The sequence below is a fragment of the Leeuwenhoekiella blandensis MED217 genome, from assembly GCF_000152985.1.
In the GTDB taxonomy this organism is placed as follows: domain Bacteria; phylum Bacteroidota; class Bacteroidia; order Flavobacteriales; family Flavobacteriaceae; genus Leeuwenhoekiella; species Leeuwenhoekiella blandensis.
In genome coordinates this window covers 1,515,354-1,529,339 of the sequence record NZ_CH672395.1, presented here as the reverse complement: position 1 = coordinate 1,529,339, position 13,986 = coordinate 1,515,354, and the positions used below count along the sequence as shown (strand labels likewise).

The 13,986-nt window shown below is 39.2% G+C and carries 10 protein-coding genes; 4 read left to right on the top strand and 6 right to left on the bottom strand.

Annotation, left to right across the window (positions count from 1 at the left end):
• Position 1: 1 nt before the first annotated feature.
• From MED217_RS06620 to MED217_RS06610, 3 genes are all read right to left on the bottom strand, one after another.
• Positions 2-1,210, bottom strand: coding sequence for an NAD(P)-dependent alcohol dehydrogenase (locus tag MED217_RS06620; protein WP_009779716.1), 1,209 nt, complete (start codon positions 1,208-1,210; stop codon positions 2-4).
• Between the two features lie 245 nt (positions 1,211-1,455).
• Positions 1,456-1,998, bottom strand: a complete 543-nt coding sequence (locus MED217_RS06615) for a cupin domain-containing protein (protein ID WP_009779715.1) — start codon at positions 1,996-1,998, stop codon at positions 1,456-1,458.
• 338 nt (positions 1,999-2,336) lie between these two features.
• Entirely contained in the window at positions 2,337-3,218 is an 882-nt protein-coding gene (locus tag MED217_RS06610) for a helix-turn-helix domain-containing protein (protein ID WP_009779714.1), read from the bottom strand.
• Positions 3,219-3,406: 188 nt separating this feature from the next.
• Here MED217_RS06610 and MED217_RS06605 point away from each other — a divergent pair, with 188 nt between their 5' ends.
• Complete coding sequence (locus tag MED217_RS06605; RefSeq protein ID WP_009779713.1) at positions 3,407-4,822, top strand: MBL fold metallo-hydrolase; 1,416 nt, start codon at positions 3,407-3,409, stop codon at positions 4,820-4,822.
• A 104-nt stretch (positions 4,823-4,926) separates the two neighbouring features.
• Positions 4,927-6,735: a glycoside hydrolase family 2 protein gene (locus MED217_RS06600; RefSeq protein WP_040533296.1), complete on the top strand. Its 1,809-nt coding sequence runs from the start codon at positions 4,927-4,929 to the stop codon at positions 6,733-6,735.
• Positions 6,736-6,812: 77 nt separating this feature from the next.
• Here MED217_RS06600 and MED217_RS06595 read toward each other — a convergent pair whose 3' ends face one another.
• Complete coding sequence (locus MED217_RS06595; protein WP_009779711.1) at positions 6,813-7,985, bottom strand: metallophosphoesterase; 1,173 nt, start codon at positions 7,983-7,985, stop codon at positions 6,813-6,815.
• A gap of 215 nt (positions 7,986-8,200) precedes the next feature.
• Here MED217_RS06595 and MED217_RS06590 point away from each other — a divergent pair, with 215 nt between their 5' ends.
• Both MED217_RS06590 and MED217_RS06585 read left to right on the top strand, forming a co-directional pair.
• Entirely contained in the window at positions 8,201-9,019 is an 819-nt protein-coding gene (locus MED217_RS06590) for a sensor histidine kinase (protein WP_009779710.1), read from the top strand.
• Complete coding sequence (locus MED217_RS06585) at positions 9,016-9,717, top strand: LytR/AlgR family response regulator transcription factor (RefSeq protein ID WP_009779709.1); 702 nt, start codon at positions 9,016-9,018, stop codon at positions 9,715-9,717. Before MED217_RS06590 ends, MED217_RS06585 begins: the two co-directional genes overlap by 4 nt.
• Positions 9,718-9,751: 34 nt before the next feature.
• On the opposite strand, the gene MED217_RS06580 is transcribed toward MED217_RS06585, so the two are convergent.
• Together MED217_RS06580 and MED217_RS06575 are read right to left on the bottom strand one after the other, a co-directional pair.
• Entirely contained in the window at positions 9,752-12,094 is a 2,343-nt protein-coding gene (locus MED217_RS06580) for an alpha-L-rhamnosidase-related protein (RefSeq protein WP_009779708.1), read from the bottom strand.
• A gap of 28 nt (positions 12,095-12,122) precedes the next feature.
• Positions 12,123-13,805, bottom strand: coding sequence for a carboxylesterase/lipase family protein (locus MED217_RS06575; RefSeq protein ID WP_009779707.1), 1,683 nt, complete (start codon positions 13,803-13,805; stop codon positions 12,123-12,125).
• Positions 13,806-13,986 lie beyond the last annotated feature (181 nt).

Here is a 13,986-nt window from a genome sequence, read left to right as displayed (position 1 = left end):
TTTAGAAAGTAGCCGCGTCAATCACGTAACGGTATCTTGCTTCTTTGTTCACCACTTTATCCCAAGCCTCGTTGATCTCTTCTGCATTAATGATCTCTATTGAAGGTCTAATACCGTTATCTGCACAGTAATTTACAACTTCCTGAGTTTCTGGAATTCCACCAATTAGTGAAGCGTTAAAATTCACACGTGCGAATGCTAACATCAGGTTGTTCAAAGTGATTTCTGACTTTTCTGGCATCCCAACAAAAGTGAAGGTTCCACCGGGTTTTAAACACATAACATAAGGAGTCACGTTGAACTGATAGGGAATCGTAGAGATCATATAGTCAAGCGTCTTGTTGTAAGCTCCCATATTTTTGAACTCATCATCCACTACAATTACTTCTTCAACACCCCAAGATTTGATATCTTCTACTTTATCTTCTGAAGTTGTAAAGGCATACACTTTAGCTCCTTTAGAAACCGCGATCTTAACCGCCAAGTGTCCTAAACCACCAATTCCTGCAACACCTACTTTATCTCCTACTTTAAATTGCGCACGCATTAATGGAGAGTAAGTTGTAATCCCGGCACAAAGCAACGGAGCTGCTTCTTCAAAACTGATGTGATCAGGAACGCGTACTGCAAAGTGATCTCTTACCACTAATTTATTAGAGTATCCTCCCTGAGTGATTCCTGTTGGTTCTGCTTCAGAAGGCGCACCGTAGGTGAATTTAGTTTCACCGCGATCACAAAAGTGTTCTTCACCGGCGTTACAACTGTCACATTCCATACAGCTATCTACCATACAACCTACCCCTGCACGGTCTCCAACTTTAAATTTGGTTACATTCTTACCTACAGCAGCTACCACACCTACGATCTCGTGACCAGGAACTTGTGGATATTTCTGTTCTCCCCAGTGTCCTTTTTCCTGATGAATGTCTGAGTGACAAATGCTGGCATATTTGATATCGATTAAGATATCGTCATCTCCAACAGGTCTTCTTTCAAATTCCCAAGGGCTTAATTTACCTGATTCGTCGGTAGCGGCATATCCTTTGGTTTTGATAGGTCCGTTAGGAATAACATTGTTTGCTGTTTCTTCTGTGCTCATATTGTTTTGATTTGAAAAGGCTGCCCAAGAACCACTCATCATTGCGGCACTGGCTACAGCCGATTTTTGTAAAAATTTTCTTCTTGAATTATTATTTGTTTGCTCTTTCATTTGTAGACGATTAATTGAATATTTATTGAACAAAGAGATTCTTTAACCTGAAGCAAGACATAGAAATCCCTGGACCGAAAAGCAACACACTTTTCCATCTAAACAATTAAAACAGAATTTCTAAACTTGTTTTAAGATCAATCCTACGCTGCTTAGCGACCAACTCACTTAACGCCAATGTATATGAACATCAGGGTCACTAAGCAGATAAACAAAAGTTAACTGTAGGATTGTAAGAACCTTTCTTAAGCGCCGTAAACCGAATCTGTAACCGCTTCCATCCACTCTACAATACCTTTTTCGGTATTTGGGACGATGTACATTTGCTGTACGCCGGTATCTTCACTTGCTCCGTGCCAGTGTCTCGTATTTGGTGGACATTTTAGCACGTCTCCTTTTTTCATAATTTCTTTAGGCTGACCTTCAATCTGGTGGTATCCAACACCATCTGTTATGATCAAAATCTGCCCACCGGGATGCGTGTGCCAGTTGCTTCTTCCGCCCGGCTCAAAGTATACATTTCCTACTGCGGTGGTGTAGGTAGAATCTGGTGCTACCAGACCAACATTGAATGCATTACCTGTAAAATTTTTGTCTGGTCCTTTATTTCCCTTAGGAAAGATAAAATCAAGCTCGCTTTCTTCTGAAGCTGAAGTTTCTACTTGTGCCGTGTCTTCAGAAGCTACTTCTTCGGTTTCTGCGGTCGTATTTTCTTTACAGCTTCCTAACAGCAATACACTTAAAAGCGATGTTGCAAAAAGGGAATTTCTTAGATTGATCATTTTCATACTTGGTTTTTTAGTTAGTTTTCATTTTTGGTTTGAAATCTTACACAAAGGTACTTTTGAATCTGCCATCTGAGATAACGAAAATCAAATCAAAAAGTAAGATTTTCAATCCTTCAGTCTTAAATTTACCTTATAAAAACTTAAAAAACCGTTAAGGACTTAAAAATATAACCTCTTACACTTCAGTCGTTTGAACCTAAAAAACAAGCAAAACTCTTAATTCACTGTTAAACAGTGCTAGCCCTGATTTTTCTGAAAGCCTTAGGCAAGAATCACCTAACTGCAATTATTTTTCTTTGGTTTGAAAACTATAATTTCAAACAAAGTCAAAAGCCCGATCAGACCATTGATTTTCTATACGAGCCCGGATTTGTACCAGTTGCTTTTTTAAAGAAATTATTAAAGTAAGTCGGGTAATCAAAACCCAATGAATAAGCGATATCATTTACACTCCAGTCCGTGTGAAGCAATAATGCCTTTGACTCATTGATGATACGCCCGTTAATATGTGAAGTGGTAGGATGGCCGGTCACTTTTTTTACGGCACGATTTAAGTAATTCACATGCACCGCCAGCGTATTTGCATAATCTTTGGCCGTACGTAATTTTAAAGGCTGATCGATTCCTTCAATCGGAAATTGGCGCTCTAAAAGCTCTAAGAATACATTGGTAAGCCTTGATAAGGCATCCTGATTCTGCTGAAAATTGCGTGAAGGTTCTAATTTTAAAGCCTCGTGAATGATCAAATTGATATAGTTGCGCATCACATCATCTTTATTGCTGTAATCGCTCTGCTGCTCTCTGATCATATTCTCAAACATCGAGTTTAAAAACACCCGCTGTTCATCTGCAATCTGAAGCACCGGAGTGCCATCTAATTTGAACAAAGGCGACTGTTGCAACATTTCAGAACGCTCTGAAAGCGTCAAGAATTCATCAGAGAACAAACACGTATAGCCTACATATTTATTAGATAAAGTCTCCCAGGAATAAGGCACATGGGGATTGCCAAAAAACAGTACGGTCTTCCCGTCTGTTTTATAACTTTTATCAGAATAATGAATCACACTCTCCCCGGTAGTGAGACAGATCTTGTAAAAATCCTTTCGGCTATAGATTTTGGTAGAAGCACTATCGTCTTCGATTCTAAACACGTTAAAACCTTTTAGCTTTAACTCGTTATTAAACTCTGAAACCGATCTTTTTGTAATTGCGCTCATACTTCAAATTTAAGATTTTCAAATCTTACAGCCTTTGACAAAAATCAATTAAACAGGTTCTCTTTTTTTTAGAACACTGACTTAAGTCATATAAAATAGCTTATAAAAATTAAAAATTTGCAACGCAGGTTACACAACCTTCTAAAAATCAAATCGAACTTTAAACAATCATTTTAAAATTCAGTATTATGAAAGTTGAGCAGATTTATACCGGATGTCTTGCACACGCTGCCTATTATATCGAGAATAAGGGCGAAGCTGCAATTTTTGACCCTTTACGCGAAGTTGCGCCCTACATCAAGCGTGCAGAAAAAGATAACGCGCAAATCAAGTATGTTTTTGAAACGCACTTTCACGCAGATTTTGTGAGTGGTCATCTGGACCTGCATCAAAAAACCGGAGCACAAATTGTTTTTGGTCCCGGCGCCAAACCTAACTATGAAGCGATAACAGCTCAAGATGGTCAGTTTTTTTCAATTGGCGATTATCAGGTAAAAGTGATTCACACTCCTGGGCACACGATGGAAAGTACCACATACCTTCTTATTGATGAAGCCGGAAAAGAACACGGGATCATTACCGGCGATACTCTTTTTATAGGAGATGTGGGTAGACCAGATCTTGCGCAGCACGTGGTTTCAGAATTGACCGAAGAAAAGCTCGCGGGCCATTTATACGACTCTTTACGTAACAAAATTATGCCGCTTAGCGACACGCTAATCGTTTATCCTAATCACGGAGCAGGATCGGCTTGTGGTAAAAAAATGAGTAAAGAAACTACAGACACCTTAGGCAACCAGAAAAAGACAAATTATGCACTGCGTGCCGATATGTCAAAAGACGAATTTATAAAGGAATTGCTTGACGGACTTACAACACCTCCGGGATATTTTCCTAAAAATGTGCTGATGAATATTCAGGGTTACGAGAGTTTTGATAAGGTAAAACACAATGCCGAAAACCCGCTTACTCCTGATGAATTTGAAGCTGTTGCGAATGTCTCACAAGCGCTCATCTTAGACACGAGAAATGCAAATGATTTTGCCAAAGCATTTATCCCAAACAGTATCAATATTGGCCTTGATGGAAACTATGCTCCCTGGGTAGGCGAACTCATCACCAATATTGAACAGGAAATTTTATTGGTTACAGAAGAAGGCAAACAGGAAGAGGCCATCACGCGGCTGGCCCGAGTAGGTTATGATCACGTCATAGGGTATTTAAAAGGTGGTTTTACAAGCTGGAAAAATACAGAAAAAGAGATCGATTCTATAGAACGTATTTCTTGCGAAGCCTTTGAAAGAATGTATAATGAAAATCGCCTGCTCTTTATCGATGTGCGTAAAAAAAGTGAGTTTGACGCAGAACATGTAGAAGGCAGTATCAACATTCCGCTTAACCAACTCAGTGAGCGTCTGGCAGAAATACCTAAAGACCGCTCCTTCATTTTGTTTTGTGGTGGTGGCTATCGCAGTATGATTGCCGCATCTATGCTCAAACAACGCGGTTATGAAAGTTTTGCAGATGTCTTAGGTGGTTTTAAAAGTATCAAAGAAACTCAAGTCAAAATCTCTCAATACGTCTGTCCCAGCACGTTATTATAAAATCAAAAAGAGCGTCTAAAATGACGCTCTTTTCAATAAATACTAAAATAAAATCTGAATTTTGCAAAAAAGTGTATATTTTACACTTCAAATCAAAATTCAAGATGAAACGCTATATCAAACTTTTTATCCTTTGTCTCGTCCTTAGCCAATCTATTTTTTATGTGCATGGGCAAGATCTTTTTATCAATAATACCGTTAACCGTAAGTACACCAACCTCAACGGAAAATGGGAATACGTTCTTGACCCTTACAAAACAGGCGGTATGGGTGGCGCAGCCGTGTATGAAAATAAAGAAGCTACAGGAAAAACCGATCGCGTAGAATATAGTTTTGATACCGCTGAAACCTTGTATGTACCGGGAAGTTTCAACACCCAAAAACCAGAATTGAAATATTTTGAAGGTATTGTTTGGTATCGCAAAACCTTTGACAAAGCAAACATAGACGCCAACAAGCGCTATTTTATAAATGTAGGTGCTGCCAATTACAAGACCAAAGTTACCTTTAACGGGAAGGTACTGGGTGAGCACGAAGGCGGTTTCACTCCGTTCTCTTATGAGATCACCGATTTACTAAAGGAAAAAGACAATTACCTCATCATTGGTGTAAACAGCGGGAGACGCGCAGATTATATTCCGTCAGTGGTTACCGACTGGTTTAACCACGGGGGAATCACACGTGACGTCAAACTCCTAGAGACCGAGAAAACGTTTATCAACAACTTTTTTATCGCACTTGACAAAAGCAGTCTTGATAAGAAAAACAAAACGATCAAGGGTTCTGTCTTTTTTGACGGTCCTCAAATTACGCAGGAAATCAGCGTGAAAATTCCTGAGCTAAAGGTTGAAGAAACCTTCAACACAAATCAGGAAGGCCCGACAACATTTAGTTTTTCTGTAAAAAACCTCAAGTTATGGGAACCTGCTAACCCCAAATTGTATGAAGTGCACATCAGCGCAGGTTCAAGCAGCGTAAAAGATGCTGTTGGGTTTAGAACTATTGAAACCAGAGGGCGTGAAATTCTATTAAACGGGAAGCCGGTTTTCTTAAAAGGAATTTGCCTGCACGACGAGAATCCGTTCAGAAAAGATCGCGCAAACACCACTGAAGATGCAGAGCTTGTATTGAATTGGGCCCAAGAATTAGGTTGTAACTTTATTCGTTTGGCACATTATCCACATCAAGAAAAACTGGTGCGCCTGGCGGATGAAAAAGGGATTCTACTCTGGGAAGAATTACCTTTGTATTGGGGAATTCAGTGGGGAAATCTTGAAGTTTTGGAAAAAGCCAAGTCACAATATGACGAACTCATAAATCGCGATTATAATCGTGCTAGTTCGATCATTTGGTCGATTGCTAATGAGACGGCTCCCGGTAAAGACCGTAACAACTTTTTATCAAATCTTGCAGATTACATCCGCAGCAAAGACAGTACACGTTTGATTTCTGCCGCTGTAAAAAAAGACCAGGAAATAGACGGTCATCCTGATAGCGTATACACCTACAACGATCCTTTGATCGAAAAACTAGACATCATAAGCATCAATGAATATTTAGGATGGTATGGCGGCCTACCGGAAGAAAGTCGTACCAAATCGTTTACTACAGGAATGAAGAAACCTATTATCGTAAGTGAGTTTGGTGGTGGCGCTCTACAAGGCTTTCACGGCGATAAACACACCCGCTGGTCTGAAGAATTTCAAGAGAATCTTTACAAAGAAAGTCTTGCGATGTTTGACAAAATTGAAGGTCTGGCAGGGATGACCCCGTGGATTCTTGTAGATTTCATGTCTCCGCTACGTCAACTGCGTGGAGTACAGGACGGCTGGAACAGAAAAGGCCTGATTTCTGAAAAAGGTCAAAAGAAAAAAGCATTCTTTATTCTAAAGGAATATTACGACAACAAGTAATTCTTACCCGTACTTTACATCAAAGCCTGCTGCACACGTCGAACAGCAGGCTTTATATTTCACCAGAATTTCATGCTCTATAATTTTTCAAGCGTTCCATCTGCCATAGCTCTGTAATAGTTTCCGTCTGTGATAAGCAAACCTTCAGAATCATAATCTGGCCAGTTTTTGTGATAATCACTGCTATGTTTTACATCGATTCCATACACTTTGCCTTCAAAAAACTTCTTGACGCTAAAATGTAACGTATGTCCTACCACCACAGCGTTTGCCTTAAGTTTCTTCAAAGGTTTTTCAACTTCTTCCTGACTTAGATCTTCTTTAAAATAACCACGATACCAGCAAATACCGGTTTTGGATGAAATTAAAAGCTCTTTTTTATCCTCATCAACTTTTGGATAAGGCGCTTCATAATAGGTTTTCCGCATAAAAGCATTGATCTGCGGAATGCTCATATTCAAAGCGGTGATTTCAGGATGTAAACCACCGTGCACGAAAAGCGTTCCGTTGATGGATTCAATTACATTTTTACTAGACAACCATCTTCCTAGGACAGCATTTTTACTGTAAAGTTCAGACTGTGTTTTGCCAAGCATCGAAGCGACAAACGTATATTTTAAAGAAGCCGCCTGATGGTCGCCGTACATATTCTTCAATTCGTGGTTGCCTAATATAAAGTGTACGGTTCCGCCTTGCTTTTTGGCTTCCTGTTCTAATTTGAAAATCAACCAAAGCACCTGAGTTGTTGAAAATCCACGATCTACAAAATCTCCCAACAGGACAAGATGATTTTCACCAAAGATCCAATGCAGGTTTTTATCGATCACTTTGTTTTGAATTAGAAAATCTCGAAAAGTTTTAAATCCGCTTTCAATATCAGAAATCGCTAAGATCTTCTTGTTGTCCCTATAAATACTTCGTGGAGTCTCAAAGCTTGTTGGTATCGTAAAATTGAATTTCGTCTGATCTAAAGGAAAATAAACTTCCGCAGGAATAGGTTGATTTACAGAATAGTCCTTTTCATCTATTGCAAAACCATCGTCCTTGTTTCCTCTAATATACTTTAACGTAACCAAACTGTCATTCTTATAAAATACATACGGACCTTCGCCATCAAAATTGAGACTTGCGGAATCGTGACCGTAACTGACCTGAGCGCCTTCAGAAATCCCGACAGGTATTAAAATTAAGAGTAGCACTAAAATGGTAAGGCTTAAATGCTTAAAGTAGCGTAAAATTCTTGTTTTCATTGTATTTTTAATTCGTTGAACATATGCTTACCGCAAATGTGTTCTTTCGATTCTTTTTGCTGAAAAATTTGTGCTCAGCACACTCATTTTCAGTCTGAATAATTGCTAGCATTATCCAAATTGAGTTTACCCCATTCAAAACCGATTTTATAATTCTATAAAGCCTATTCATCACAAGTTTGCCCAGGCTTTACAAAATCTGAGTATTTTGCGGTATGATTTCTACGTTTTCATACAAGCGCTGGGGGATTCTTAAATTCCTGATCGGCTTATCGATTCTGATACCCTTGAGTATCGTTACATACCAAATTCTATTTCTCGGGAAGAACTCGGTAGTTTTTCTTGAAGGCTATCCTACGGCATTTAGTATTGGCGTTTTGTGCTATTATTCACTTATTCTTTTGTGGGCTGTGATTTGGCTTGTTATTCAGATGAAAGAACTCATAATTCTTAAAAATGAAAAGAAAGTCAACGAGCTTTTGCATTTACAAAATCAGGTGAATCCGCACTTCTTTTTCAATATGCTGAATAACCTCTACGGAATGGTTGGCAAGGACACAGATAAGGCAAAAGGACTTATTCTGAAATTATCAGAATTGATGCGCTATAGCATTTATGAAGGTGAAAAGCATCGGGTAAAATTGACTGAAGAACTAACCTACTTAGAAAATTTTATAGCACTCAATCAAATGCGGTATCATAAAAAAGTAGATATCCAATTTGATGTTGAGGTTAAGAATGAAAACCTGAAAGTAATGCCGTTGCTGTTTATCATTCTTGTTGAAAATGCGTTTAAACACGGCGTGGAAAAATTGCGAGAAGATGCTTTTGTGCATATAAACCTGAAAGCTTCAGACAGCATTATCGATTTTGAAATTAGCAACAATTTTGACGCAACTAAACTTGAAGAAAACCACGGAATTGGTCTTAAGAATTTAAAACGTAGATTAGAATTAGCCTATCCACAAAGGCATAAATTCAGTATCTCTAAACAAGACGCTATTTTTAAAGCCAAACTTCAATTAAACCAATGACCAAGTATCTAATCATTGACGATGAGCAAATGGCTCACCAAATCATAAAGGAGTATTGTGATCTCATTCCAGATTTGAAGCTTGCAAAACACTGCTACGACGCGCTGGAAGCTTTAGATTATCTCAGGACAAATCAAGTTGATCTCATATTTCTAGATCTAAATATGCCGAAACTTAAAGGCTTTGATTTCTTAAGAAGTTTATCTAAAAAGCCCAAGATCATCGTGACCACGGCTTATCAAGAATATGCTTTAGAAGGATACGAACTGGAAATTTCAGACTACCTTTTAAAACCTTTCAGTTTTGAACGCTTTCTGAAAGCAGTCAATAAAGCATTGGAGGTAGACGCACAGCGTTTATCAAACCGTATTACTGAAAACAAGTTACAAAAAGAAACCATTTTTGTGTATGCTGATAAGAAGCATATTCAGGTAACACTCGATGAAATTGTTTACATCGAAGCTGCCGGAAATTATGCTAAAATCATCTTTGAAAATGATCAACTACTGGTTAGATCAAAACTTTCCGACTTAATGGAAAAAGTACCTAAAGCTGATTTTATACGCATTCATAAATCCTTTATCGTCTCAAAAAAGCATATCAAGATCATTGAAGGAAACAGGGTCCAAGCTCTTGAAAAGCATCTCCCTATCGGTAATTTTTACAAAGCTCAGGTTAATAAACTTTTGAAAGAATAAGGCATTGATCAGAAACCAATCAATACCTTTTATTTTACAGACTCAAGGTATTTTCGCCAGAGGATAAATCCTGAACTTTCCCATCCCAAACAAAAGTTCCTGTGATACCTTTTGGCAAGGTAATCGTCGCTTTCAGTTTTGAACCTTTTTGGTCATAAGCTACTTTGATCATACCTGCAGGGTGTGGCATCTCCCCTCCTATTGTTTCAAAATCTTCAATATGAGGTTCAATTTTTACCTTTTCAAAATTTGGCGCAGCGCTTTCAATTCCTAAAATAATTCTGAAAAACTCAATATTTGGACTCGCTCCCCAAGCGTGACAATCAGAACGTGTAGTTTCTACCTGAGATGTTTCGCCCCAGGTGGTAAGGCCTAAATCTATGTTTTTTCTCCAGATATCTAACCAATCTAAATAATCATCTCCATAACCGGCGGCATTGAGCGCTAGGTGTAGATAATATTTAAAATAGATCGATGCCGGAGCCAAATCTTCATTTGAAAGTAATTTAGCTCCAATGGCTTGTTTTGTTGGGTCATCTACAATATCAGCGAGAATTGCTAGCGAATTGGCATGCTGCGAATACTTTTGCTTATCTGGAGTATCTGCAAATAAACCTGAAGCTTCATCCCAATATTTTGATTTTATAGTCGTTTTTAATTGCGCTGCTAGTGTTTCATAAAGCGTTACAAACTCGGGTTTACCCAATTCCTTTTCTAGCGCAATACCTGATTGCAGTGCAAGAAGCATTTGTAAATCTAATAATGCCGAAGAACCATCTTCAGCCATTGGCGCAACACCAAAGTTCCACTCAGGAACCCAATCGGTATAATTCCATCCGGGAACATTCTTCAGTGACCCATCCTTATCCAGATAGGTGATAAAGTAGTTTAAAACCTGTCTAGAACCCATCAATTTTTCAGTTATAAAGTCGGTATCTGTACCATACATCATGTAATCATACAAGATACTCACATACCAAAGCGCGTAAGTAGGAATTACTTGATCTTGTCGGTCGGGATAACGGCTAAGCGTATAGCCATTAGGTTGTCTCGAATAATCAAGCAGGTTTATGGCGTTTTTGATCAAGCGATCATCACCACTATTATAAAAAGAAACAAAATGTTGAATTCTGGTATCTCCTACATATTGCAGACGCTCATAGTAAGGGCAATCCATATAGGTATCCACTGCACAAAGTCGGGCGGTTCTCCAACCGATCTCCATCATCTTTTCGAGCTCCTCATCCTTGGTGTCAAGTTGTGCATTCAGTTCAAAAGGATAACCTTTGAAGGTGCCATAAATATCTTCAACAACCAGCGGCTCGTCCTGCGTTTCTATAGCTAACTGAAGGTATCTATACGTTCTGTAGGTTAAGGTCGTAAATTCCTGATTCATTTGACCTCCAGAAATAATACTATCCCGTCTTCCTTTAATTTCTTTTTCTTCTACACGATTTCTATTTCCCTTAACGCCATTGGCATCAAATAAACTTTCAGCATACGTTAGCGTGATACCACTGTTTTTTCCTTTGCTGAAAAGCAATGTCAAGTACGCATTTGTAAGATGTTCCTGATCTAGAAGCAATGTAGCTTTTGTATTGGCAGGAATGGTAATTGCCGTTAGCTCCTGAGGAAAGGTTTTAGGAACCTGCACTCCTTCTGCCCGCCGTAGACTTTGTAAGCGTTCCTTCTTCAATTCCATATCCGGTAAAATGGATGGAACCAACTGCCAACCCGCCTGTTGTCTAAAACCGAAACCTTGAGCGGTTGCCTCAAAAACTTTTTCAGCAGTTTCCCACGTAGTATCGTCAAAGTCTATCGCTTTCCAACCGAAAACTCCCTTATTAAAATCTATAAAATCTCCGGCGCCAGCGGCATAATAGCCATCTACTTGCTGTTTTTTGGGTGTATAGCTTGTGTCTTTTAACACCTTCCAACTTTCATCTGTATTGATAACCTGAGAAGATTCTTCCATTCCCTGGATGATAAGCGCGGTTTTATAAGAAAACTGCGCCACCGGTCTCAAGTCGGCTTCATTCCACACTTGTACTGCAATGCTATTTTGACCTGATTTCAGATAAGGTGCCAGATCAAGCTTGAGATAGTTGTAATGCTTAATATCTCCCCAGTTAGGACCTGTAGAAACTAAGCTTTCATTCACAAAAAGCTTGTACCTATTATCTGCCGAAATACGAATATTGAACGTCTCGGGTACTGCTTCAAGAGCAATGCTTTTTCTAAATAAGTATTGCCCTGCAGACGCTGCATTTTCTTTATCTAATGTGATCCAGCTGGCGGTCCATTCGCTTTGCTGAGGGCGTTGCGCCATAAGCGACACCCCGAATATCAAAATTAGAATTGAAAGTATATTTTTCATAATTATGATCTTTGTTTTACAATGTTTTTTAATTGGTCTGTTTGGGTAAACGGCCAATCTCACGCCACATAGCTAATTCCTGAGCAAAGCGATTATCAATAACCTCGCAATGCTCTGCAATACGCATCATGGGCTTGTTGTTAAGATTATATTCTGGCCACTCAGGCAACGCATCGCCGTGTGGTTTTCCCGTTTTAGCAAAGCCCGTCCAGTAGGATGCCATTTTATGCGAAGCCTCAAAGCGTTCGGGACGTCCACCACCAAAGAAACTGGGCTGATCCTTTTCTCCCGCTTTTGGCGGAACCTCATTATTGAATTTAAATGAAATATCCATCGCGTGCGGTGTTCCCATCGGATAATCGGTTCCGGGGATCGTACGCTCAGATTTGTACCCGAAATTATACAAATATACCGGAGCACTTTGTTGATCTAGCTTTGCCTCTGCAATTTCTACAGACCCAAGCCCCATCATCGTAATTGAAGATACCGCTATGAATATATCTGCTGCACTCGCCTGAGGGCGAGCTTGCCGATAGGTTGATATGATTTTTTGAGTATCATTACCAAACTGCGGAGTTAAGCGCTTCTCAAGCCCTTTAAAATCAAGATTTGCAAATTCAGTATCTCTTCGTTCCCACGCAAAAAAGGTATACTCATCTTCATTCCACCCTACCATTAAAGGTTTGTCTTTTGAAATGGCTGGCGCAACAGGATCAAAAGGATGCTGAGACATCACCACACCGTCTATTACAGGTCCTACTCCACCCACCTGAGTTTTTGCTAAACTAGATGCAGTTGTTCTTTCTTGAAATGGTGGAACAAACGGAAGCTGAGACTGAACTTTCAATATTTCAGCGGCTGGTATGTCAAGTAACTTTCTCCAGTTTGATTTTGTAAGTCCAAACTGTCGGAGAATCATCTCAGTATTTTGTTCAGCCATTTCTTTGGTAAGCATTCGAACGCCCGGACCACTTTCTATAGATGCTTTATTAAAATAGGGCGCAGCAGCCGGCATCGTATAGAGACAAGAGGTTTTAGCTCCTCCACCAGATTCCCCAAAAATCATAACATTTTCAGGATCTCCACCAAAGGATTCAATATTATTGTGCACCCATTTGAGCCCTTCAGTAATATCTAAAAGTCCCATATTACCCGAACCTGCATATTCTTCCCCGCCAATAGCATCTAGGTATAAAAAACCTAGAATTCCCAGTCTGTGATTTGTCTCGACAACCACCACATCAAAATTTCTGGCTAAATTAGCTCCATCTTGTCCCGCAGAACCTCCAGAACCTATTACGAAGCCACCGCCGTGGTTGTAAAACATAACAGTTCTTTTTTTATTGTCGTTGGCCGGTGTCCACACATTAAGAAATAAGCAATCTTCATCTGGCTGAGGCTCACCTCGTCGCGGTGCTTGAATAGCTGGAGCTCCTAAGGTCAATGCGTCCCGTATTCCAGTCCACGGTTTTAACTGAGCTGGCATTTTAAATCTATTTAAGCCAGAAACTGAGCCCGCATATGGAATTCCTTTAAAGGCATTAACCCCTTGAGACCTACTTCCTCTTATACTGCCATACTGGGTTTCTGCTGTAATATATTCTTCGGGACTATTTATTAAGCCCATTCCTCGAACCCAAAAGTTTCCAGATAATAAAAAAAGGCCTGCTGTAGCAGAAGTTGTTTTTAGAAATGATCTACGCGAATGCATAACTATTAGCTTTATTTTTCAGATTGATTTGCTTCTGTTGTTTTGTCCCTTTAAAAATAAGAGTATTTAATTTTAATGAATTGCACAGATCCCTATTTATACGCTTAGTTTCACAAAAAATTAGTGACGAACTATTAAATCTGCTTTGATATTTTAGAATTTTATTTTTCAACGTATTTTG